Annotated in this window: 20 protein-coding genes and 1 tRNA gene; 9 read left to right on the top strand and 12 right to left on the bottom strand. The window is 70.2% G+C overall.

Features of this window, described 5'->3' with window-relative positions; genetic code table 11:
- Positions 1–21: 21 nt before the first annotated feature.
- From ACFWYW_RS34300 to ACFWYW_RS34275, 6 genes are all read right to left on the bottom strand, one after another.
- The gene (locus ACFWYW_RS34300) at positions 22–2,673 is read right to left on the bottom strand and encodes an Hsp70 family protein (protein WP_379612371.1); all 2,652 of its coding nucleotides are present in this window, start codon (positions 2,671–2,673) and stop codon (positions 22–24) included.
- A 6-nt stretch (positions 2,674–2,679) separates the two neighbouring features.
- The gene (locus tag ACFWYW_RS34295) at positions 2,680–3,063 is read right to left on the bottom strand and encodes a hypothetical protein (RefSeq protein WP_379612373.1); all 384 of its coding nucleotides are present in this window, start codon (positions 3,061–3,063) and stop codon (positions 2,680–2,682) included.
- Between the two features lie 98 nt (positions 3,064–3,161).
- Positions 3,162–6,716, bottom strand: a complete 3,555-nt coding sequence (dnaE, locus tag ACFWYW_RS34290; protein ID WP_379612375.1) for a DNA polymerase III subunit alpha — start codon at positions 6,714–6,716, stop codon at positions 3,162–3,164.
- Positions 6,717–6,921: 205 nt separating this feature from the next.
- Positions 6,922–6,995: transfer RNA gene (locus ACFWYW_RS34285), tRNA-Lys, on the bottom strand.
- 45 nt (positions 6,996–7,040) lie between these two features.
- On the bottom strand, positions 7,041–7,958 hold the full coding sequence (locus ACFWYW_RS34280; RefSeq protein WP_379612376.1) for a nucleoside hydrolase: 918 nt from the start codon (positions 7,956–7,958) through the stop codon (positions 7,041–7,043).
- A 291-nt stretch (positions 7,959–8,249) separates the two neighbouring features.
- Positions 8,250–8,642 carry an OsmC family protein gene (locus ACFWYW_RS34275; protein WP_379612377.1) on the bottom strand — a complete coding sequence of 131 codons (393 nt, stop codon included), beginning with the start codon at positions 8,640–8,642 and terminating at the stop codon, positions 8,250–8,252.
- 106 nt (positions 8,643–8,748) lie between these two features.
- Here ACFWYW_RS34275 and ACFWYW_RS34270 point away from each other — a divergent pair, with 106 nt between their 5' ends.
- Positions 8,749–9,519, top strand: coding sequence for an FAD:protein FMN transferase (locus ACFWYW_RS34270; protein WP_379612378.1), 771 nt, complete (start codon positions 8,749–8,751; stop codon positions 9,517–9,519).
- Positions 9,520–9,523: 4 nt separating this feature from the next.
- On the opposite strand, the gene ACFWYW_RS34265 is transcribed toward ACFWYW_RS34270, so the two are convergent.
- A complete protein-coding gene (locus tag ACFWYW_RS34265; RefSeq protein ID WP_379612380.1) occupies positions 9,524–9,799 on the bottom strand; it encodes a hypothetical protein in 276 nt (91 codons plus the stop codon).
- A gap of 104 nt (positions 9,800–9,903) precedes the next feature.
- Between ACFWYW_RS34265 and ACFWYW_RS34260 the strand changes: the two genes are divergently transcribed.
- Genes ACFWYW_RS34260 through ACFWYW_RS34250 form a run of 3 tightly spaced genes read left to right on the top strand, consistent with a single transcriptional unit; the run spans position 9,904 to position 12,790 of the window.
- Entirely contained in the window at positions 9,904–11,091 is a 1,188-nt protein-coding gene (locus tag ACFWYW_RS34260) for a cation:proton antiporter (protein WP_379612381.1), read from the top strand.
- Positions 11,088–11,462, top strand: a complete 375-nt coding sequence (locus ACFWYW_RS34255; RefSeq protein ID WP_379612382.1) for a phage holin family protein — start codon at positions 11,088–11,090, stop codon at positions 11,460–11,462. Before ACFWYW_RS34260 ends, ACFWYW_RS34255 begins: the two co-directional genes overlap by 4 nt.
- 8 nt (positions 11,463–11,470) lie before the next feature.
- On the top strand, positions 11,471–12,790 hold the full coding sequence (locus ACFWYW_RS34250; RefSeq protein ID WP_379612384.1) for an aromatic amino acid ammonia-lyase: 1,320 nt from the start codon (positions 11,471–11,473) through the stop codon (positions 12,788–12,790).
- Here ACFWYW_RS34250 and ACFWYW_RS34245 read toward each other — a convergent pair.
- The 4 genes from ACFWYW_RS34245 to ACFWYW_RS34230 are packed head-to-tail and all read right to left on the bottom strand — an operon-like array spanning position 12,758 to position 16,212.
- Entirely contained in the window at positions 12,758–13,405 is a 648-nt protein-coding gene (locus ACFWYW_RS34245; protein WP_379612386.1) for a hypothetical protein, read from the bottom strand. The genes ACFWYW_RS34250 and ACFWYW_RS34245 overlap by 33 nt on opposite strands.
- The gene (locus tag ACFWYW_RS34240; RefSeq protein WP_379630287.1) at positions 13,402–14,187 is read right to left on the bottom strand and encodes a hypothetical protein; all 786 of its coding nucleotides are present in this window, start codon (positions 14,185–14,187) and stop codon (positions 13,402–13,404) included. Before ACFWYW_RS34240 ends, ACFWYW_RS34245 begins: the two co-directional genes overlap by 4 nt.
- Positions 14,177–15,298: an ATP-grasp domain-containing protein gene (locus ACFWYW_RS34235; protein ID WP_379612390.1), complete on the bottom strand. Its 1,122-nt coding sequence runs from the start codon at positions 15,296–15,298 to the stop codon at positions 14,177–14,179. Before ACFWYW_RS34235 ends, ACFWYW_RS34240 begins: the two co-directional genes overlap by 11 nt.
- Complete coding sequence (locus tag ACFWYW_RS34230) at positions 15,295–16,212, bottom strand: NAD-dependent epimerase/dehydratase family protein (RefSeq protein WP_379612392.1); 918 nt, start codon at positions 16,210–16,212, stop codon at positions 15,295–15,297. The genes ACFWYW_RS34235 and ACFWYW_RS34230 overlap by 4 nt, the downstream gene beginning before the upstream one ends.
- 273 nt (positions 16,213–16,485) lie before the next feature.
- Here ACFWYW_RS34230 and ACFWYW_RS34225 point away from each other — a divergent pair, with 273 nt between their 5' ends.
- Genes ACFWYW_RS34225 through ACFWYW_RS34205 form a run of 5 tightly spaced genes read left to right on the top strand, consistent with a single transcriptional unit; the run spans position 16,486 to position 21,176 of the window.
- Positions 16,486–17,382: a GNAT family N-acetyltransferase gene (locus tag ACFWYW_RS34225; RefSeq protein ID WP_379612393.1), complete on the top strand. Its 897-nt coding sequence runs from the start codon at positions 16,486–16,488 to the stop codon at positions 17,380–17,382.
- Positions 17,379–18,368 carry a hypothetical protein gene (locus tag ACFWYW_RS34220; RefSeq protein ID WP_379612395.1) on the top strand — a complete coding sequence of 330 codons (990 nt, stop codon included), beginning with the start codon at positions 17,379–17,381 and terminating at the stop codon, positions 18,366–18,368. Before ACFWYW_RS34225 ends, ACFWYW_RS34220 begins: the two co-directional genes overlap by 4 nt.
- On the top strand, positions 18,365–19,084 hold the full coding sequence (locus ACFWYW_RS34215) for a hypothetical protein (RefSeq protein ID WP_379612397.1): 720 nt from the start codon (positions 18,365–18,367) through the stop codon (positions 19,082–19,084). The genes ACFWYW_RS34220 and ACFWYW_RS34215 overlap by 4 nt, the downstream gene beginning before the upstream one ends.
- Complete coding sequence (locus tag ACFWYW_RS34210) at positions 19,081–20,259, top strand: hypothetical protein (RefSeq protein ID WP_379612399.1); 1,179 nt, start codon at positions 19,081–19,083, stop codon at positions 20,257–20,259. Before ACFWYW_RS34215 ends, ACFWYW_RS34210 begins: the two co-directional genes overlap by 4 nt.
- Entirely contained in the window at positions 20,256–21,176 is a 921-nt protein-coding gene (locus ACFWYW_RS34205) for a glycosyltransferase family 2 protein (RefSeq protein WP_379612401.1), read from the top strand. The genes ACFWYW_RS34210 and ACFWYW_RS34205 overlap by 4 nt, the downstream gene beginning before the upstream one ends.
- A gap of 11 nt (positions 21,177–21,187) precedes the next feature.
- On the opposite strand, the gene ACFWYW_RS34200 is transcribed toward ACFWYW_RS34205, so the two are convergent.
- Positions 21,188–22,177 carry a LacI family DNA-binding transcriptional regulator gene (locus ACFWYW_RS34200; protein WP_379612404.1) on the bottom strand — a complete coding sequence of 330 codons (990 nt, stop codon included), beginning with the start codon at positions 22,175–22,177 and terminating at the stop codon, positions 21,188–21,190.
- Between the last annotated feature and the right edge of the window lie 7 nt (positions 22,178–22,184).

The raw sequence follows: 22,184 nt of genomic DNA, 5'->3' as shown, positions 1-22,184 counted from the left end.
TCCAGTCTCCTCGGGTGCGCCCTATGGCTGCGCCCCGGGCCCGCCGAGCCATTCGCGCCGGGCGGGCTCATAGGTGGGCGGCGGCACCGCCGCGGGGCGTACCGACTCGGTGGTCGCGGGCTCGGGAATCTCGGCCAGTGAGATGGTCTCGCGCCAGGACTCGGGGGCGCACGACGGTGTTTCCTTGCGCGAGACCGTGACCGTGCGCTCGACGCCCACGCCCAGATCCCGGGCCGTGGCGTGGATGATGCCGTTGGTGTCCACGTCGAGGGTGAGCTCGATCTGGGGCACGCCACGGGGGGCCGCGCGGATGCCGGTCAGGTCGAAGGCGGTCAGCTTCCGGTTGTAGGCGGCGATCTCGCGCTCGCCCTGATAGATCTGGATCAACACCGATGGCTGGTTGTCCCGGTCCGTGGTGAAGATCTCCGAGCGCCTGGTCGGGATCGTGGTGTTGCGCTCGATGAGCTTCGTGAAGATGCCGCCCTTGGTCTCCACCCCGACCGAGTAGGAGATCACGTCCAGAAGCAGCACGTCCTTGATCTGCCCGGAGAGGATCCCGGCCTGTACGGCGGCGCCCAGGGCGATGGCCGCGCTCGGGTCCACCCCTTCTGCGTGGTCCTTGCCACCGAGGAGTTCCCTGGCGAGCCTGGCGACGGCCGGCATCCGGGTGGAGCCGCCCACCAGCACCACGTGCGCGATGTCGGAGCTCGTGAGGTAACCGTCCCTGAGCGCCTGCTCGACCGGCTGGCGGCAACGCTCGATCAGGTCCGCCGTGAGCGCCTCGAATTCCTCTCGACTGATCTCGATGTCCAGGTGGAGCGGCCTGCCGTCCTTTGCGGCGATGTACGGCAGGCTGACCGTGGTCCGGTCCGCCGTGGAAAGCTCGATCTTCGCCTGCTCCGCCGCCTCCCGCAGCTTCTGCGCCGCCGCCCGGTCCTCGGTGAGGTCGACCCCGTGGAGGTCGGCGAAGGTGGCGGCCAGGTGCTTTACCAGCCGCTCGTCCCAGTCGTCGCCGCCCAGGTCGCGGTATCCGCAGGTGGCGTGGACCTGGACGAAGCCGTGGTCGGTGTCCGCCCCGATGGCCAGGAGGGAGACGTCCAGGGTGCCGCCGCCCAGATCGAAGACCAGGATGTCCTCGTCGCCCTGCCTGCCCAGGCCGTACGCGACCGCGGCGGCCGTGGGCTCGTTGACGAAGCGGAACGCGCGCAGCCCGGCGATCCACGCCGCCTCCTGGAGCGCTTCCTTCTCGGCCAGGCCGTACGTGGCGGGCACCGTGATGACCGCCCCTCCCACCGGCTCGCCGAGGTGGGCCTCCGCGTCGAGGCGCAGCCGTTCCAGCACGTACGCCGCGATGTCGACGGCCGTGTAGGTGTGCTCCCCGATGGTGATGCTCCAGTCGGTGCCGAGCTCGCGCTTGACGGATTGCACGGTGCGGTGGGGATAGAGCGTGGCCTGCCGTTTGGCCAGGTCGCCGACGAGGACCTGGCCATTGGTGGAGAAGCCCACCACGCTCGGGGTGACCGTCGAGTAGAACAGGTTGGAGATGACCTGGGGCGCGCCGCCTTCGACGACGGCCACGGTGGAGTTCGTGGTGCCGAAGTCGATGCCGATGATGTGCTGGGAGGTGCGCCGCTCGTCGGCCTCACCCTCGAAGCGCGTCAGGGGATCGGTGGCGATGGGCAGGGTCCGCGAGACGACACGCGTCCAGATCGACGTGGCCCGCTCGCGGACCTCTGGGTCGGCGTCCCTGGTCAGCGGAATCAGCGCCTCCCTGGCCGCCACCCTGGAGGCCTGCTCGCCCGACCGCAGCATGCGGTCCAGGGCCAGCGTGGCGCCGAACCGCTCCCATTCCTCGCCCTGTGTCACCGCCCGGTACAGGGCCGGGGTGAGCAGCGGCGCGGCGGCCTCGCCGAGGTAGAGCGACTGCACGTTCCTGGCGAGGTAGAGCGCGCCGCTGAGCCGGTTGACGGAGAACTCCGGGGTCTGGTTGGGCACCCGGTTGACGACGTGCTCCCTGGCGTACTGGTAGAGGTCGTGCACGCTGATGTAACCGTCGCCGTCCACGTCGGCCTTGCCGGTGCGCAGACCCTCCACGACCGCCGAGGTGAAGATCGAGGGCTCCGCGCGGGCGGTGCTCTGCGCCTCGTTCTCGTAGGCGAACTGCAGCGCCGAGCAGGCGGTGATCACCGCCATGCCGCTGCCGGCGAAGTGCCGGTCCACCGGGACGCGGGGCACGCCTTCGCCTCTGGAGCGGATGCCGCGCGCGAAGGTGCCGCTGTAGCAGCAGTCGAGGAGCAGCACGATGCTCGTCGAACGGCAGTGCTCCGCCTGCTCGTTGATGAACGACGCGGGCACGCCGGTGGCCGCCAGCGCGTCGAGCTCGGTGTCGGCGGCGACGAAGTACAGCTCGCGGCTGCGGTCGTGGGTACGGCCGTGGCACGACATGTGCAGGAGCAGGAGGTCGCCACGCGCGGCCGAGCCGAAGAAGGCGGCGATCCGCTTCATGACCGTGCGGGCGCTGCCCTCCGCGACCACCTCGACCACGAACTCGCCGACCGCGCGCTCGGCGAGCACGTCGGCGAGCTGGCTCGCGTCCTGGGCGGCACCGGGAAGGTCGCCGAAGCGCTCGTCCCCGTACTCCTGGTTCGCGATGATCAGTGCTTTCTTGCGCACGACGGATCACGCCTCCGCTGCGGTGCCCTTGCCCGTCGCCTTGATGAAGTGCTCCACGAGCCGCTGCTGCTCATCGGCCGACGCGTTCGACAGCACGAGCTTGTCCTCGCCCAAGGTGATCTCCACCTGGTGGACCCGCGAGCGCGCGAGCCAGCCTGAGACCGTCTGGATGACGCTCGCGATCAGGCCGCTCTCCGCCACGAACTGCACGACGACGACCGCCAGCTCCAGCGCCTCCGTGCCGCGTGTTCCCGGAGGCGCCGGGGATTCGGCGAACCGTACGTCGTCGACGTCGAGATCGAGCAGGCTCCGCCGGAGCTCATCGGTGAGATCGGCCAGCTGTAACGGATCGATCGAGGGATCATCCACCTGGATGACGAGTTCTGACACACAGGGAATTTCTCGCATCCCCGCCCGCAAAACAACCTCAATGCTCCATCAGGTACGGCCCGCCGCCATCGCCTCACCGCGAGCTCCACCCGGCTCGGTCACAGGCTGATCGCCTCCGGCCCGAACAACGTCTTGATGTCGGCGGCGAACGACGCCTCCGGGTTGACGGAGAACTCCGGCAGCGACAACAGCACCGTCTTGCCCGACAGGCGCTCCAGATGGATCCTGACCGGCACCTTGCCCTGGTGCGCCTTCAGCACGTGCCGCAGTTCCTCGACGTGGTGCTGGTTCAGCCGCTCCTCACGCAGTTGCAGCGTGACGGGGTGCCCGCTGTCGCTGGCGATCCCGGAGATGTCGAGCGGGGTCAGGTCATTGGCGAAGATGCTGATCGCGCCGTCGCGGTTGTTGATCTGACCGCCCACCGACACCACGACGTCGCCGCGCAGCTCCGGCGCGTACAGCTCGTAGTTCTTGGGGAAGAACAGGCACTCGATCGCGGCGTCCATGTCCTCGACCGTGACGATCGCCCACAGGTTTCCGGCCTTGTTGACCCGCTTCTCCACCTTGGTGATCAGACCGCACACGCGCACGTCACCGCGGTCTTCCCGGCCGCTTTCCAGCAGTTCGGCGATGGTGGTGTCGCGGTTGCGCGACAGCAGCCGTTCCGTGCCGGCCAGGGGATGGTCGGAGACGTACAGGCCGAGCATCTCGCGTTCGAAGTCGAGCTTGGTCTTCTTGTCCCACTCCATGTCGGGCACCGCGATGGAGAACGAACTCTCCTCGTCGCCGCTCTCCGCGAAGGAGCCGAACAGCGAGTCCTGGCCGTGGGCCTCGTTCTTCTTGATGTCGATGACGGAGTCGACGGCCTGTTCGTGCACCAGCAGCAGGCCCTTGCGGGGATGTTCGAGGGAGTCGAACGCCCCGGCCTTGATCAGGGATTCGACGACGCGCTTGTTGCAGACGACCAGCGGCACCTTGTCGAGGAAGTCGTTGAAGTCGCCGTAGGTGGCCTTCTTACGGCCCTTGACGATGCCCTCGACGACGTTCTCTCCCACGTTGCGGACGGCGCCCAGACCGAAGCGGACCTTGTCCTCGCCGACGGCGACGAAGTCCTGCATGGAGTCGTTGACGTCGGGGGCCAGAACCTGGATGCCCATCTTGCGGCACTCGGCCAGATAGACCGCCGCCTTGTCCTTGTCGTCACCGACCGAGGTGAGCAGCGCGGCCATGTACTCGGCCGGATAGTTCGCCTTGAGATAGGCGGTCCAGTACGCGACCAGCCCGTAACCGGCGGTGTGGGACTTGTTGAAGGCGTAGCCGGAGAACGGGAGCATGACGTCCCACAGCGCCTGGATCGCACCGTCGGAGAACTTGTTGTCGCGCATGCCGGACTGGAAGTTGACGAACTCCGCGTCCAGGATCTCCTTCTTCTTCTTGCCCATGGCGCGGCGCAGCAGGTCGGCGCCGCCGAGGGTGTAGCCGGCCAGTTCCCGGGCGATGGCCATGATCTGCTCTTGGTAGACCAGCAGATGGAAGGTCGTACCGAGGATCGGCTCCAGCGCTTCCTTGAGCTCGGGGTGGATCGGCTCGATGTCCTGGCGGCCGTTCTTGCGGTGGGCGTAGTTGGTATGGGCGTTGGCCGCCATCGGGCCCGGCCGGTACAGCGCGAGCACCGCGGCGATGTCCTCGAACCGGGTCGGCTCCATCAGCTTCAGAAGCTGGCGCATGGGGCCGCCGTCGAGCTGGAAGACGCCGAGGGTGTCTCCTCGCGCCATCAGCTTGTACGTGGTGGCGTCGTCCAGCGGCATGCTCAGGGTGTCGAGCTTCACACCCCGGTTCTGTTCGATGATCTTGATGGCGTGATCGATGATGCCCAGGTTCCTAAGACCCAGGAAGTCCATCTTGATCAGGCCCATTTCCTCGCACGAGGGATAGTCGAACCCGGTGATGACCACCTTGTCCTTGTCCCGCATGTGCATCGGAATGAGGTCGAGCAGCGGCGCCGACGACAGGATGACCGCGGCGGCGTGCACGCCCGTGCCCCGGATCAGGCCCTCGATGCCCAGGCCGGTGTCGACGACCTTCTTCACATCCGGATCGGTCTCGTACAGCGCGCGGATCTCCGTGCCCTCGGCGTACCGCGGGTGATCCTCGTCGAACAGCTTGGCCAGCGGAACGCCCTTGCCCATGACGTCCGGCGGCATCGCCTTGGTGATCTTGTCGCCGACCGCGAACGGATAGCCCAGGATGCGTGAGGCGTCCTTGACCGCGGCCTTCGCCTTGATGGTGCCGAAGGTGTTGACCTGGGCGGTCATCTCCGTGCCGTACTTCTCGGTGACGTAACGCACCATGCGGTCGCGCTGGCGGTCGTCGAAGTCCAGGTCGATGTCGGGCGGGCTGATGCGCTCGGGGTTGAGGAAGCGCTCGAACAGCAGGCCGTGCTCCAGCGGGCACAACTCGGTGATGCGGGTGGCGTAGGCCACGATCGAGCCGGTGGCGCTACCACGTCCCGGGCCCACGGCGATGCCGTTGTCGCGCGCGTACTTGCAGATGTCGGCGACGACGAGGAAGTAGCTGGAGAACCCCAGCGGGCCGATGATCTTCATCTCGGTCTCGTAGCGCTCCATCACCTCCGCGGGGATCGGGGCGCCGTAGCGCATCTCCAGGCCGCGCTCGACGTCCTTGCGCAGCCACGACTCCTGGGTCTCGCCCTCCGGCACGTCCGGGAACTGCGGCATCCGGTCGACGTAGGTGAACACGTCGCCGTAGTCGCCGACCATCTCGGCGACCAGCAGCGTGTTGTCGCAGCCTTCCGGCAGCTCGGAGAACAGGCTGCGCATCTCGGACGCGGACTTCAGGTAGTAGCCGGAACCGTTGAACCGGAAGCGGTTCGGGTCGTCCTTGTTCTTGCCCACGCCGACGCACAGGAGGCTGTCGTGGGCGTCGGCCTGGTCCTCGGTGACGTAGTGGCTGTCGTTGGTCACCAGCAGCGGGATGCCGAGCTGCTTGGCCAGCCGCAGCAGGTCCTCGCGGACGTCCCTTTCGATGTCGATGCCGTGGTCCATCAGCTCCAGGAAGTAGTTCTCCTTGCCGAACATGTCCTGGTAGTCCGCGGCGACCTTGACCGCTTCCTCGTACTGGCCGAGCCTGATCCGGGTCTGCACGGCCCCGGAGGGACAACCGGTGGTGGCGATGATGCCCTCGGCGTAGTTCGAGATCAGCTCACGGTCCATGCGCGGCTTGGAGTAGTAACCCTCGAAGGACGCCAGCGACGACAGCCGAAACAGGTTCCGCAGCCCCTGAGCGTCCTTGGCCCACATGGTCATGTGAGTGAACCGGCCACCGCCGGAGACGTCCTTGCCGCCCTCGGCGTCGGCGACACCGGTCTCGGCTCGCGCCCCCCAGAACACCGGCTTCTTCACGAACCGGTTGTCCGGCGCCACGTACGCCTCGATGCCGATGATCGGCTTGACCGGTCCGCCCTTGGCCGACTGGTAGAACTCGTACGCGCCGAACATGTTGCCGTGATCCGACATCGCGATCGCCGGCATCTCCAGCCGAGCAGCCTCGGCGACCAGCGGCTTGACCTTCGCCGCGCCATCCAGCATCGAATACTCAGTGTGTACGTGAAGATGCACGAACGAGTCGCTCACCTGGTCCCCTTGCCTTGCGCTCCGCCCACTACCCGCACGAGCCTATTCCGTCTTCTGAGGCTGCTGGGGCATTGCACGCAACCGGTAAATACCTGTTGCGTAACCACGGCACCGATGCGCCGGCACAGCCTCGCGGCCTGACACCAGGGGTTTCTCGGAAACCAAGAAACCCCAGTTCAGCACAGTGAACTGGGGTTTCGGTCGGTGCGCCGCCAGGGACTCGAACCCCGGACCCGCTGATTAAGAGTCAGCTGCTCTAACCAACTGAGCTAGCGGCGCTTGCGACACAGGTAACTGTAGCAGCCACCAAGACCACCACGCACATCACCCAAGCCGCGCCGCCAACCCTCCATAAGAGGTGATCATCAGGTCCCAGAACCGGTCGGCATCCAGGTGGGTGGCCACGCGCGTGTTGGGAGTGGGCGAGTCGAAGTCGGTGACGGTCATGCCGGTGGTGTAGTGACCTGCGGTCTCCACGCGTACCTCGGCGGGGGTCAGGGTGAGGAGGGTGGGGTCGATGACGTGGGCCACGGCGACCGCGTCGTGGAGGGCGGGGCCGGTGTCGGCGGTGACCGGAGCGTAGTACTGGACGCTGGGGAGGATGAGCGAGGACAGCCGGCCCAGGTCGCGCATCCGGTCGAGGACCCGGGTGGTGACGCGGGCGGTCAGGGTGACGTCCAGGCCCACCTGGGTGACGGTCCAGCCGGCGTTGAAGGCGATGGCGGCGGCCTCGGGGTCGGTGAGGATGTTGAACTCGGCGGCGGGGTTGTGGTTGCCGCGGGTGTACGAACCGCCCATGACCACGAAGTCCCGTACCCAGTCCACGATTCTGGGTTCTCTGCGGACGGCCAGGGCGATGTTGGTCAGCGGGCCGGTGGCCACAAGGGTGATCTCGCCGGGGTTGTCGCGGAGGGTGGCGATGATGAAGTCGACCGCGTGGCCGTCGGCCACGGCGCGGACCGCCGGAGGGAGTACGGCGTCGCCCAGCCCACCGGCGCCGTGCACGTGCGCGGCGTCCATGGGACCTCTGACCAGGGCGCCGGAGCAGCCGGGGACCACGGGGACGTCGCCGAGGTCCAGGAACTCGCGCAGGGCGAGGGCGTTGGCGGTGGTCAGGTCCAGGCCGACGTTGCCGCCCACGGTGGTGATGCCGCGGAGGTCGAGGGCGGATCCGGCCGCCAGAGCGAGCGCGAGGGCGTCGTCGATGCCGGGGTCGCAGTCAATCAGCATGGAAACTGTCACAAAAACCCAGCGTATGGGTGTTTGTCGGCAAAAATCGCCACAAAGGGCTCAAGACGTGAATCGGGGCCGGAGCAGCTTCCCCCAAAGCTACCCCGGCCCCGATATATGGCGGTCCAGGCCGGTACCTTCCCCCGAAGCACCGGCGGTCCCGCACTGCAGACGACGGTCCCCCTCCGCGTCCGCATCGGTAAAAGTCTGCAAGTCAGTCGCAGGACTCTTGACCTGCTTCGACACTACAGCGGCGAATGCAACGGACGCGTCATATAGGGGTCGAATGTCTCCCCAAAAGGGCTACGGAAGCTCCAAACGGACCTCAGTACCTTCAGACAGCGACCGGCTCACCGTGCAGTACTTCTCGTGCACCCGATGGGCCACCGCGCGGTACACCTCGTCGGCCTTCTCCGACGGCACCTCCACGTCATAGGTGACGGTCACCGGCCCGAGCAGATTGGGCTGCACCTTCTCCGCCTCGACGGTCATCGCCAGCCGGATGAGCCGCTGCCCCCGCTGAGCCGTGAGCGGCTCGACGGTGACGATGTTGCAGCCGCCCACCGCCGCCAGCAGGAGCTCCACGGGGCTGAAGACGCCGTCCTCGTCACCGCCGCCGATCCGCACCTCGGCCCCGCGGGCGTTGGTCGCCCGGAACCCGCCGTCATCTGTCCGCTCAACACGCACGTTTGCCATGCATCAGACCCTACTCACGCGCACCTGGAGCCAGGGCACCGGCAAAGCGCTTAGGTCCGCCATACGCCCGTTATGAAAATGTGTCCTCCCGAGAGAGGAGCCCCACATGACGTTCCCTGGATCCGCACGCACGGAGACGGTACTGAACACCTCCGTCAATGTGGACATCCGCACGGCATTGCCCCAGCGTGAGCTGGTTCCCATGCTGGACAACGCCTTCGCCTGGCTGCGCTGGGTGGACCGGACGTTCGACCCCTTCGACGAGGAGAGCCAGATCGCCCGGCTCAACGCGGGCAGGACGATCGAGCAGGTGCCGGAGTTGATCGAGGTACTGCACCGGTGTGACGAGATGGCCGAGGCGACGGACGGGTGGTTCGACTCGCGGATCGGCGGGGTCCTGGACGTCTCGGGTTACATCAAGGGCTGGGCGGTCGAACGGCTCTCGCGGGCGCTGGCCGGGGCCGGAGCGGTGGACCACCGGATCACCGCGGGCAGGGACATCCGGGTACGCGGCTCCTCGCTGCCGGGGCGGCCGTGGCGCGTGGGCATCCGTGACCCGCGCACCAACGCGGTGCGCCGCATGGTCTTCGCCAACGACCTGGCCATCTCCACCTCGGGCAAGACCCGCGTGGTCGATCCCCGCACGGGCGAGGCCCAGCACGCGCTCGGCTCGGTGACGGTGATCGGCCCGGATCTGAGTACGGCCGACGCGTTCGCCACCGCCATGTACGCGATGGGCCCGGTCCGCGCCCGCCGCTTCGCCCTCGATCTCGCGGCGGCCGAGCCGTACGAGGTGATGATCGTCACGCGCGGCGGACGCTCGGTGAGCACGCCCGGCTTCGCCCTGTACGGCACGCCGTCTGAACTCGCCGGCTGAAGCTTTATGCCTCCGGATGTTGGGTGAGGTAGTCGATATAGACAGGTTTGAGCGCTTCGCCCAGTTCCCCCTCACCCGCGGCGAGGGCGTCGCTGAGCAAGGCCGAGACGCGGCTGAGGTCGTTGGCGGTCTCCCCGTCGTGACCGCTGGCCGCCTCGGCCGCCGGGATCACCTTGAGCAGGTTCCAGAGAAACCCCAGGTCTCCGTGGCGTACCGCATAGCGCACCGCACGCTCGTGCAGTTCGCTGGCCGGCAACGACTCCAGTTCCTTCGCGTCCATCTCGCTCCCTTCCCCCTTGCACCGCTCTTCCCCATCCTGGGCCTGAATAACGCCAACAGTCCGGCGAGTGACTACATGGAGTGACGGGTGGGCACATAGCGTGCATGATCACTGTCCTGATCATCGTCCTGGCCGCCGCGATCTCGCCGATCGTCGCCCACGCGCTCGGCCGGTTCGTCCGGGTGCCGAACGTGGTGCTGGAGATCCTGCTCGGCGTGCTGTGCGGCCCGGTGGTGCTCGGCTGGATCAAGACCGACGGCGTCATCGAGACGATCTCGCAGTTCGGGCTCTCCATGCTGATGTTCATGGCCGGCTACGAGATCGAGTTCGCCCGGATCAAGGGCCGGCCGATCAGGCTGGCGATCTACGGCTGGTTCGCCTCGCTGGCGCTCGGGCTGCTCGTGGCGGTGGCGACGAACGGGTTCACGCTGGCCGCCCAGGTGATCGGGCTCGCCCTGTGCACGACCGCGCTCGGCACGATCCTGCCGATGGTGCGGGACGCGGGCGCGCTGCCCACGCCGTTCGGCAGCCGGGTGCTGGGGATCGGGGCGCTCGGGGAGTTCGGCCCGATCGTGGCCATGGCCTTCGTCTTCTCCGAGGACGAGCGCTGGCACACGATCGCGCTCATCGCGCTGTTCACCGCCATCGCGATCGTCGCGGCGGCGATGGCCGCCCGGCCGCGGCACCCGCTGCTGGCGCGGCTGGTCGCCGGCACGATGGGCAGCAGCGGCCAGCTCGCGGTGCGCATCGTCATGTTCGTGCTGATCGCGATGATCGCCGCCGCGTCGGCGTTCGGCCTGGACGTGCTGCTCGGCGCGTTCGCGGCGGGCATCGTGGTACGGCTGGCGGTCGCCTCGGGCCCGGAGGCCGAGGAGCACGTGATCTCCTCCAAACTCGACGCGATCGGCTTCGGCTTCCTCATCCCGTTCTTCTTCGTGGTCAGCGGCGCCAACCTGGACCTGAAGGCGTTGTTCACCGACCCGCGCAGCCTGCTGCTGATCCCGATCTTCCTGCTCGCGTTCCTGCTGGTACGCGGGTTGCCCACGTACCTGCTGCACCGGCGCGACCCCGACCTGCGGCCCGGCGAGCACAAGGCGCTGGCGCTGTTCGCCGCGGCCGGTCTGCCCCTGATCGTGGTGATCACCAACACCGGCGTGCAGCAGGGCGCGATCAGCTCGGCGCACGCCGCGGCGATGGTCACCGCCGGCGTGCTCAGCGTCATGATCTATCCCCTGGTGGCGCTGCGCCTCTACCGATCGGCCCTCAAGGAGTGCGAGGATCTATCAGCGTGATATTCATCTTGAGAACCCTGGCGGCCGCGGTCGCCCTGTGGGTCGCCACACAACTGCTCCCCGGCATCACGGTCGACACCGACACCACGGCGAAGTACTGGGGCACGCTCGTCGTGGTCGCCCTCATCTTCGGCCTGATCAACGCGATCGTGAAGCCCATCGTCAAGATGCTGGGCTGCGCGGTGATCGTGCTGACGCTGGGGCTCTTCCTCCTCGTGATCAACGCGGCGATGCTGCTGCTCACGAGCTGGATCGCCGGACAGCTCGACGTGCCGTTCCACGTGGACGGCTTCGTCACCGCGCTCATCGGCTCGGTCATCATCAGCATCGTGAGCTGGCTGCTCAGCCTGGTCATCCCCGACGGCGACTGATCACGCCCATGGAATTCCACGGCGCCGGCCTGACCTGCTCGCGGGTCGCGGCCGTGGCCACCGGCCAGGCCCGGGTGACGATCGGCTCCACCGATCGCGCTCGGGCCGCGTGGGCCACCGCCCAGGCGCTGACCGGCCCGGTCTACGGGCAGAGCACGGGCGTCGGGGCGAACAAGGACGTCGAGGTGGCCGCGTCCGGGCTCGACCTGCTGCGCAGTCACGCGGGTGGCGCCGGGCCCCTGATCGAGGCGGAACGGGCCAGGGGGATGCTGGCCGTACGCCTGAACCAATTGCTCGCGGGCGGCTCCGGGATCGACCCGGCGGTGCTGCCGGTCCTCGCCGAGGCGATCAACGCGGGCGTCACTCCCCCGGTACGCGCCTACGGGGCCATCGGCACCGGTGACCTGACGGCGCTGGCGAGCACCGCCCTGTGTCTCCTGGGCGAGCAGGCGTGGCACGGCGGCGACGGTCCCCGCTTCGCGCTGGCGAGCTCGGACGGGCTGCCGTTCATCAGCTCGGGCGCGCTGACGCTGGCCGACGCGGCGCTGGCCTGTCATCGGCTGCGCGGGCTGCTGGACGCCGCGATCGACGTGGCCGCCTTCTCCTTCACCGCGGTCGGGGCTTCGGCGGAGCCGCTGGCGGCAGCCGTACAGGAAGCGAGACCGCATCAGGGGCAGGCGGTGGTGGCCGCGCGGCTGCGCGGCCTGCTCAACGGGGAGCTCGCCACGCGCGTGCAGGACCCGTACGGCTACCGCGCCTTCGCCCAGGTGCACGGCGGCGCGCTCGACGCGCTGGAGCGGGCCGCCACGACCGTCGAGATCGACCTCAACGCCGCTGCCGAGAACCCGCTCATCGACCGCTCGCTGGCCTGGCACAACGGCAACTTCCACTCGGCGCCCGTGGCGCTGGCCCTGGACACGCTGCGCGCGGCGCTGGTGCAGACGGCGCAGCTGAGCACCGCCCGGCTGGCCACGCTGATGGAGCCGGGCTACACCGGCGCCCTGCCCTTCCTCGCCGACCGTCCGGGCGCCTCCGGCCTGATGATCCTGGAGTACGTGGCCCAGGACGCGCTGGCCGAGCTGCGCCACCTGGCGACGCCGGTCACCACCGGCACCGCGGTGATCTCCCGCGGCACCGAGGACCACGCCGGCTTCGCCACCCAGGCGGCCCGCTACGCGCTGCGCTGCGTGGAGCCGCTGGAGATCGTGCTGGCCTGCGAGCGGGTGGCCGCCGTACGGGCCCGCCGCGGCGCCGAGCCGGACCGCCCGCTGGACGGCGACCTCGACGCGGCCCGGCTACTCCTGCGACCGGGCGGAGCGACGCCGTAGCCACCGGCGCGGCACGAACAACACCAGCAGCGCCACGACGACGTGCGCGGCGATGAAGGCGTACGCCTCGTACTTGGTGGCCGGGTGGCCGATCCGCACGGTGATGTGGTCGGCCCAGTCCCACACCTCGGGGATGGCGTCGAGGCGGCGGTTCATGGAGACCGCCACGAGGTCCTCAAGACCCGACACGTGCAGGATCGACATCGCCAGGCCGGTACGCAGCACGCCCTCCCGCGAGCCGCCGCCGAGCCGGTAGGCCAGCAGAAGCGCCACGATCAGGAACGGCACGAAGACCACGACGTGCAGGTAGAGGTCCTCGAAGGTGCCGGACTTGTCGCCGATGTCCATGGCGGCCATGAAGGTCTTCGGCACGAAGTACAGCAGGAAGGCCAGGAACACGGCCGGAATGGCCAGCAGGTGCAGCTTGAGCCGCCGCGCCCACTCGACGTCCAGCCAGGCGATCGCCACGATGGCGGCCAGCTGCGGCGTGAGCTTGACGAGGAAGCCCCACAGCGAGGTGATCTCCTGCTCGTACGGCAGGACGAAACGGACGACTCCCGCCAGCGCCACCGCAAGGGCGCCCGCGAGCAGCGTCACCCGGTTGGCTCTGATCACGATGCGACTCCAAGGATCGGGGTGCCGTGGCCGGGGCAGCGGCCGAGCTCGCCACCGCCGTCCGGGACCACGGCGACGAGCACCGGACGGCGCCGGCCCAGCGCGGAGACGGCCAGACCGCCGCCCTCCGGCCGGGCGTGGAAGCGCCGCCACAGCAGATGGACCCGGCCGCAGCGGGCGCGGGCCGCGTAGTAGCCGAGATGCGGGTCGTGCACCAGCGCGCCCTCGGCGGCTCCGGCGAGCGTCACCCGCTCCAGCACGTTCACCTCGACGCCCGCCAGCTCGGGCAGGAACGAGGCCACCGCCGCCCGCTCGCCGACCACGACCGCGCGGCCGGCGTCGGCGGCGAGCTTGAGCGCGGGCGCGTTGAGCTCACGCCGCCGGCGCTCGTGCACGACCGTGGCGTCCGGCTCCAGCAGCACACCGTACGGCGGGCCGCCCAGCCCCAGCCGCCGCCGATCCAGCACGGCCCGGCGCACCTCCAGCACCGGAACCCGCCCGCGCACGCCCGCCGCCCCGAGCGCCACCGCCAGCGCCGCCCGCAGCCCGCCCGCCGGGCCGATCCACAGGCTCGGCTCGGCCCCCGGATCGTACGGCTCGGCGAACGGGCACAGCCGGTGCAGCTGGCCGGCCAGCTCCCCGGTGGGTGTGGGCAGGGGCTCGTCGAGCGCCCGGCCCGCGCGTACCCACTGGTCGCGGTAGAAGGGCACGCGGGAGAAGGCCAGCCGGACCGTGCGCCGGTAGGACCTCTCCCACGCCGTGGCGGAGAACCTAACGGACATCGACCTTGACCAGCGCGTCCAGGTCCGGGGGCGTGTGGTCGACGACGTAGCCGAGCTTGGCCCGGCACTCGGTGTAGGGGAAGACGTGGTCGCCGGGGAAGGCGACCACCACGATCTCGGCGCTGTCCGGCAGCGTCTCCAGGCCGTCGATCCCGAGCAGGATGCCTTCGAAAGGAGCGCGCAGCACCCGCACCGAGGCGGGACCCCGGCGGGTGGGCGTGAGGTCGGGCCGCTCTCCGACGGCCAGGCGGACCGTGGCCTCGACCGTGTCCACGCCGTACATCAGGCCGAGCGCCTCGCCCAGCCCGTTGCCGCCGATGCGCGCGCCCATCTCGATCAGCGTGACCACGCCGTCCTCGACGAACAGGTCCACGTTGAGCGGGCCGTCGCGGTAGCCGATCTCGGCGCAGACCAGCTCCAGCTGCCGGGTGACCTCCTTGTCGAGGACGCCGTCGCCCGGCTCCATGTCGTGCCCGACCGCGACCACCTCAGGTGGTTCGGTGACGCGGCGGCTCAGGCCGAGCAGGGCGATCCTGCCGTCCTGGAGCATGGCCTCACCGCAGAGGTCCTGGCCGGTCAGGAGCTGTTCGATGATGATGCGGCCGGTCGGGGAGACGGCCCGCGCGTGCTCGACCGCCCGCGCGAGGTCCTCCTGCTCGCGCACGATCGTGATGCCGCGCGAGCTGCCGGAGTCGACCGGTTTGACGATGACCGGCAGTGCCGGCCGTACCTCGGGATCGGTGGAGTAGAGCGGGCTCGGCAGGCCGAGGCGCAGGCACGTCTCGCGGAAGGCGGCCTTGTCCGTCGAGACCCGCAGGGTCTCCTCGGTGAGCGCGCGGGGCAGGCCGAGCAGGCGGGCCAGCTCGGCCAGCGACGGGAGGTTGATGTCGCTGCCGGGGGCGAGCAGCCCGGCAAGGCCATGGCGCTCGCGCAGCGCGGCCGCGATCGCCGGGACGTCGCGGGTGCTGAGGTGCAGGAACTCGTCGGCCTCCGCCACGCCCGGTGCGTCGGCGCGCATGTCCACGCAGATCGTGGACAGGCCCAGCCGCCGGGCGGCCCGGAAGGCACTGACCGTGCCGTCCGAGCCGCCGAGGATCACGAGGTGCTTCACCTCGGGGTGTTCCAGTGGGTGCCGCGGTTCTCGATGAACCAGTCGACCGTCTTGGCCATGCCCTCCTGCAGGGTGACCAGCGAGCCGGGGTCGATGCCGACCGGGCGCAGCGTCTCGGGGTCGGCGGTGACGGCGGTCTCCGGGGTCTCGCCGGGACGCATGGGCAGGTCCACGATCGGCGCGCGCTCGTAGCCGCGCTCCTCGCACATATCGATGATCATCTCGGCGACCGCGCGGATGCTCGTCGACTCGGTCGGGCCGACCTCGACCACGTGGCCGAGCGGCGGCTTGACCGCGGCGGTCTCCAGCGCGGCGACCAGTCCCCTGGCCACGTCGCCGACCCACACCATGTCGGAGATCTGGGTGCCGCCGCCGTACAACTCGACCGGCATGCCGGACAGGGCGCGGCAGATCACGGCGGGGGTGATCTTGCGTACCTTTCCGGCGGCGAACGGCGGTGCCGCCATCTGCCGGGGTCCGTAGGCGTTGACCACTCTGACCAGGTTGACCCTGGTGCCGCGGTGGGCGTTGAACATGCGCGCGAAGCGCTCGACGGCGGTCTTGGAGATCGAGTAACTGTTGTCCATCCAGTGGTTGCCCACGCAGATGTAGACACCGGGGAGGTCGTACTGGGCGACCGCTTCGAGGAAGTTGAGACCGCCCATGAGGTTGGTCTCCGCTGCGGGCCGCGGATTGGTGATCGTCTCCTGGGTGCCGAGGACGGCGGCCAGGTGGATGATCGCATCGGCGTGGGCGGCCAGTTCGGTCATGGCCGTGGCGTCCCTGATGTCGCCGAGCATGACCTCGAACGGGCTGGAGCCGCGATCTTGATGGTCGAAGACGATCGGAGTATGACCTCTGGCGGCTAACTCCTCACAGACGTAACGGCCGATGAAGCCATTACCACCCGTCACCCCAACTTTCATGGCATTCCCCTGATCAAACGCCGCGCTGGTTGTGCGCGGGCAGTAGGTACACGCGTCCAGGTGTGGCGCGCGGCCATGATCAAATCAGACATATACTCCTAACTATGACTGTCAGTCATTTCGTTGCAATTTCGTAATTTTTCGGGTGAATCAGGGACCTAAGTGAAGATTGAACTGTCTTACCCGGATATTGACCCAGAGCCTGAAGGCTGGGAAGATCTCCGGATTCGTCAGGGGTTAACGGCTATATGGTCCTATGACGTGATCCGTAGCTCCTTCGCCGCCTCGTGGGCCCGGCCGCTGCTGGGCGTCTTCCGCGACGGCGACCGCGTCGCCGGCGCCATCGGGGCGGTCTGCCGTGGCCTGTGGCCGACCCGGACCTCCCGCCCGCCGCTCCTTCTCGACGTGCGATTACCGGCTCACTCCAACGCTCCCACCTGGTGCCTGCCCGAGGGCGCCGACGGCCGCGAGCTCATCAGGAGCTTCGAGCGGGCCGCCGCCGCCGAGCTCGGCTGGGGCCTGGCCGGTGTGGTCTACCGCATGGTCACCGAACCCGCGCTGCCGCTGGTCGCCCGGCGCGGCGCCCTCGTCAGGCAGTCCCCCGGCACCACGCAGATGCGCCTGGGCTGGTCCTCCGCAGACGGGTGGATCGGCACACTCAGCCGTAACCGCCGCTCCACGCTGCGCCGCCAGATCAAGCGCATCGCCCAGGACGGCGAGTTGCTCGTACGCGAGGGCAGCGCCCGCCGCGACCTCGACCCGGCCGAACTGGCGGCGCTCGACGAACGTCACGCCGCCCGGCTGAGTTCCTCCCTCGATCCGCGCCTGCCGCTGTCGCCCGCGTACTTCGCCGCGCTGCTGGGCCGCGAGGACGTGTGGACGCTCAGCTACCACCACGGCGAGAAGCTGCTGGCCTTCGCCATGGTCTACGACCACCCCGTCGCCCCCATGTACGGCCCGTGGGCCGCGCTGCCACCGGAACAGGGCGGCCGCAAGGACCTTTACTTCGACAGCTACGCCCGGATCGTCGCCCACGCGACGGCCGCGGGCGCCAAACGCCTGTTCGCCGGCCGGGGCTTCGTTGACGTGAAGCGCTCGCTGGGGTTCGAATACCTCCCCATGAAGGTCGTGGCGGTACCCAGGTGGGCGATCGGATGAGCCTGGAGTTCCTGGATCCCCGGCACGACCCGGAGCCCGCCGGCTGGGAGGAATTACGCCTCGCCGCCGGCCAGTGGGTGACCTGGCGCTATGACCTGCTGCGCGCCTACGCCTGGGGCGCCCAGGCGCCCGTGGTGCTGGCGGTCCTGCGGCAGGACGGCAAGGCGGTCGGCGCCGCCTCGGCCTCGCTGCGCACCCCCCGGCTACGGCGCGGCGTGTACACCGCGGCACGCGGCCCGGCAGGCGTCCTGGACGTCCACGCGCCGGGCAACCGCTCCCAGAAAGGCTGGTGGTTCCGCGACGAACCGGACCCCGGCCTGCTGCGCGCCTACGCGCGCGGGCTGCGGCGGGAGCTGGGCCCCGGCTGGCGGAGCATGGTCTGGCGCGAGGTCTCGGCCGACGAGCGCGCCCTGCTCCCCGGGCCGATCAAGGTGAACCTGCCCACCGCTCCCCTGGCCAAGCTCGCCCTGCCCTGGTCCGGCCTGGACGACTGGTACGCCCAGCTCGACCCCCGCCGCCGCGAGTCCCTGCGCAGGCGGGCCAGGACGTTCTCCGCGGAGCTGACCGTCCGGATCGGCCCCGCCGCCGAGTTGGTCGGCGCGGAGGAGGCGGCCCGGCTGCGCGCCGAGAACGACCTCAAGCACCGCGGCAGGTTCCTCCCCCTCGCGCCACTGCCACTGCCCTACCTGGAGGCGCTGATCGGCGGCGGGGAGAGCATCGCCCTCACCTACCGGCACGACCGGCGCCTGCTCGGCCTGTCCCTGATCCTCGACCACCCGGCCTGGCCCATATGCCTGAGCTGGGGCGCGCTCCCGCCGGAGAGCGGCGGGCGCAAGCACCTGTACTTCGACGGCTACGTCCGCATGGTCGAGTGGGCGATCGGGGCCGGCAAGCGCGGCCTGGTGCTCGGCAAGGGGCAGGCCGAGGTCAAGAGCGGGCTCGGCGCGGAGCTGGTGCCCTCGTCGGCGGTGGCGGTGCCGTTGTGAGATGCCTGCAGTGCGGTGATCCGCACCCCTCCGATCTGGGCCGGCAGCGGTACTCGTGCCGGGCGTGCGGCGCCGTCTACCGGGCCGTTCCCTCGGCGCCCCGGCCGGTGGCGGGCGATCCGCTCGTGCCGTACCTGCCCGCGCGCATGATCCGCTGGATCCGCGACCACGACGACCGCTCGCCGCTCGACCGGGAGACGCTGGCGCGCTGGTACAAGGAGTTCGACGCGCTGATCGCCAAGGCCAGGACCGACGAGGCGGTCCGCGCCCACGTCGAGGAGATCAGCGAGATCCCCCTCGACCAGCTGCCCGCCAAGCCGCCGGCCTTCTCCAAGGTGTGCGCGGCCCTGCACGCCACCTGCTACGACCTGGCCCTCGCCCAAGGCCGCCTCGACCCCTCGGCCGCCGAGCGCCTGGCCCATGTCCGCGCCTGGCTGGCGGGACCGGGCCGCCCGGCGACCTGGACCGCGGCGCCGCCCTCGCGACCACCCGCCCGCGAACACGTCGAAGCCCTCCTGCCGCTGCCGGACACGTTCGAGGCCGCGCAGGTCAGGACCTTCTTCACCGCGCTGTTCGGCATGGAGAAGGGCCCGTCGCTGACCGGCGTGCTCGACCGGTTCGGCCGCGAACAGGTGGAGTCGGCCCTGCGCGCCTACCTGCACGACGGCAGCCGCCCGCTGCGCGAGCGCGTCCTCGCCGACCTGGACGCAGGATGACCGCCACCGCCACCCACCGCATCGGGCTGACGCGGCTGACGACGCTGATCGCCGGCCGCGCCACCTTCCGCGTGATGCTGTACGGCTCCGCCGCCCTGCTCGCCCTGGCCTGGAGCCGCGCGGACTTCGCCGCCTACGCCGCGGTCATGGGCGCCGTCGGCTGGCTCTGCATGGTCGTCCAGTCGGGCACCGAGAAGGCCGCGCTCAAGCTGATCCCGCGCGCCCGCCGTACCCGCGACCAGCTCGCCGGCATGCTCCGCGCCCTGGTGGCGTACGTACCGCTGCCGGCCACCGCCGCCGCGGTCGTCGCGCTCGTCCTGGCCCCCGGCCACCCGGTCACGCTCTACCTGCTGGGCATCGCGTACTACGTGGCGCTCGGCTGCGGCATGCTCGGCGTCGCCCTCCACCGCGCGCTCGGCCGCTATGCCCGCGACACCGTCCACTTCGCCGTGCTCGGCCTGGGCATGGGCGCGATGGCGGCGCTCGCCTTCTTCGCCGGGGTCGGCCCGACCGGCTACCTGACCGGGCTGCTGGCGCTGGTCACCGCGCTCAACCTCTCGCTGCTGCCCGGCCTGCCCCGCGCCGGACGCCCGCGTCCCGGGCTGCGCCGTGTGCTGGCGGGCACGATCGTGCTGATGGGCGCGGCCGACGTCATGAACAACGCCATGATCGGCACGCTCTTCGTCGAGCTCTCGCTCAGCGCCCACGCCGGCCAGAGCGGCGAGCTCTACTTCGTCACGCTCGCCTGGGGCTTCGCCCTCTCGGTGCTCTACACGCTGCAGCGGATCTACCAGCCGCAGCTGTCGCTCAGGGTGGCGGGAGGCGGCGCGGCGGGGGCGCGGGTGCTGGGACGGCGCATGGCCGGGCTGGCCGCCGTGGCCGGAACGCTCTGGCTGGTGCTGGCCGGGGTCGCCCTGGCCCAGCACATCCACGGCCCGATCGCGCTCGGCGTGCTCGCGCTCACCCTGCTTCCCGTGCAGGCGCTGGCCAGCGGCGCCACGTTCGTCGTCGAGCACACCGACCCCCGGGCCAACGCCAGGGCCGTCGTGGCCGCGCTGGCCGCGGTCGCCGTGCTGGGCGCGGTGGCCATTCCCCTGGCCGGGGCGGCCGGGGCCGTGTACGCGCTGGGGGCGAACCCGCTCGTCCTCGGCCTGGCGCTGAGGAGATCGCAGTGACGACGGGCCTGACGGTGCTGGTGCCGTGTTTCAACGAGGGAGCCCAGGTGGACGTGGCCTACCGCGAGCTCGTCACCGAACTGTCCGCGATCGAGGACCTGGAGATCCTCTTCGTGGACGACGGCAGCTCCGACGACTCGCCGGCCCGGATACGGGCCCTGGCCGAGGCCGATCCCCGGGTGCGCTATCTGTCCTTCACCCGCAACTTCGGCATCGACGCGGTCATGGCGGCCGGGTTCTCCTACGCCGCCCAGCCGTGGACGGTCCAGTGCGACGCCGACTTACAGGTGCCGCCCTCGCAGATCTGGACACTGCTCGCCAAGGCCGCCGAGGGGTACGACGTGGTCTTCGGCCACCGGGTCAACCGGCACGACCCGCTCGTGCGCAAGCTCGGCTCGCTCGGGCTGCACTGGTCGGCCCGCGCCGTGTTCAAGATCGGCATGCCGCGGGGCGCCTCCACCTTCCGGCTCGTCCGCACGCCGGTGGCCAGGACGATCAGCGACCTGCGCCTGCCGTGGTTCATGCCGGCCGTACCCCTGGTGGGGGCGCGGTACGCGGCGGTGAGCGTCACGCACCGCGAGCGCAGCGCGGGACGGTCGAAGCTGCGTCTCGGCCGGCTGGCCGGGCACGCGTTCGAGCTGTTCTTCGGGTTCTCGTGGCGGCCGCTCAACCTGCTCTATCTGCTGGCGGCGCTCGGGCTCGTGGTCGCGGCGCTGGGTCTCACCGGGGCGCATCTCGCGCTGTCGGCGGTGACGCTGGCCGGGCTGGCGGTGGTCGGCCGCTACGTGCACCGGATCGCGCCGCGGCGTCCGCTCTTCTACGTGCGTGAGGCGAACGTGCCGCTGCGTGACGGGGACACGCTCACGGGCGGGGCGCCCTGCCCGCCGCCGCCCGCCGTCCTGCGCGACGCGCTGTAGACGGGTTGGGCTCAGGCGAGGTCTCTGATCGAGCCGCGCTCGCGCAGCGTGGGCTGCTGGACGACCCGGCGGCGCTTCGGCCCGCCGTCGACCGCCGCGACCGCCAGGCGGACCGCGGCTCTGACGATGCCGGCGATGGTCCAGTCGACGGTGGTGAGGCCGGGCGTGAGCAGGCCGGACATCGGATGGTCGTCGTAGCCCATCACCGACACGTCGTCCGGGATCGACAGGCCCAGCTCGGCCGCCGCCGCGTAGACGCCGTAGGCGATGGAGTCGGAGAAGCAGAAGACGGCGCTCGGCCGGTCCTCCTCCAGGATGCGGCGGGCCGCGGCGGTGGCGCCGGCCAGCTCGTAGGGGGCGGTGGTGACCTCCAGGTCGAGCCCCAGCCGCTCGGCCTCGGCGCTGACGTGGACGTCGGCGGGCCGGTCGGGGGTGCTGGGGCGGGTCGGGGTGAGAACGGCCACCCGGCGGTGGCCCAGCCCCTGGAGATGTTCCAAAGCCAGCGTCACGCCGCGCCGGTTGTCGAAGACGACCTCGCCCGCGGTGCCCGCCAGCGAGTCGCCGATCGAGACCACGGGCAGTGACTCGCACAGCTCGGGCCAGAAGGCCGCGGCGGGGTCGACCGGCTGCACGATGAGCCCGTCGACGCGCTGGTCGCGCAACTGCTGGGCGAGCGCGCGCTCACGGTCGGGGTCGCCGACCGCGTCGAGGATCAGCGCGTAGCGGTCCTTCTCCCGCAGGCCCCTGCTGATGCCGACGGCCAGCGACTGCTGCCACAGGTCTTCGAGGGAGCCGCAGAGCACACCGATCATGCCGGTACGGCCGCTGGCGAGGGCACGGGCGATGGGGTCGGCCTCGTAGCCGAGTTCGGCGGCGGCGGCCCGCACCCGCTCCATGGTCTCCTCGGAGACCTGCATGCCGCGCAGCGCATAGGAGACGGCGGCCGGTGACAGGCCTGTGGCCTGGGCCACTTCCTTGATGGTCGCTCTCTTGCGGGGCATCAAGCCA

The sequence above is a fragment of the Nonomuraea sp. NPDC059023 genome (genome assembly GCF_042740095.1).
Taxonomy (GTDB): domain Bacteria; phylum Actinomycetota; class Actinomycetes; order Streptosporangiales; family Streptosporangiaceae; genus Nonomuraea.
The sequence above is the reverse complement of the archived record's forward strand: the minus strand, read 5'-3'. Positions and strand labels throughout refer to the sequence as shown.

Bases quoted from the DNA above. Each gene is read 5' to 3' on its own strand.
- ACFWYW_RS34240 (WP_379630287.1), bottom strand. From the start codon at position 14,187: ATGTCCGTTAGGTTCTCCGCCACGGCGTGGGAGAGGTCCTACCGGCGC.
- ACFWYW_RS34220 (WP_379612395.1), top strand. From the start codon at position 17,379: ATGAGCCTGGAGTTCCTGGATCCCCGGCACGACCCGGAGCCCGCCGGC.
- ACFWYW_RS34210 (WP_379612399.1), top strand. From the start codon at position 19,081: ATGACCGCCACCGCCACCCACCGCATCGGGCTGACGCGGCTGACGACG.
- ACFWYW_RS34250 (WP_379612384.1), top strand. From the start codon at position 11,471: ATGGAATTCCACGGCGCCGGCCTGACCTGCTCGCGGGTCGCGGCCGTG.
- ACFWYW_RS34270 (WP_379612378.1), top strand. From the start codon at position 8,749: ATGACGTTCCCTGGATCCGCACGCACGGAGACGGTACTGAACACCTCC.
- ACFWYW_RS34200 (WP_379612404.1), bottom strand. From the start codon at position 22,177: ATGCCCCGCAAGAGAGCGACCATCAAGGAAGTGGCCCAGGCCACAGGC.
- ACFWYW_RS34265 (WP_379612380.1), bottom strand. From the start codon at position 9,799: ATGGACGCGAAGGAACTGGAGTCGTTGCCGGCCAGCGAACTGCACGAG.
- ACFWYW_RS34260 (WP_379612381.1), top strand. From the start codon at position 9,904: ATGATCACTGTCCTGATCATCGTCCTGGCCGCCGCGATCTCGCCGATC.
- ACFWYW_RS34275 (WP_379612377.1), bottom strand. From the start codon at position 8,642: ATGGCAAACGTGCGTGTTGAGCGGACAGATGACGGCGGGTTCCGGGCG.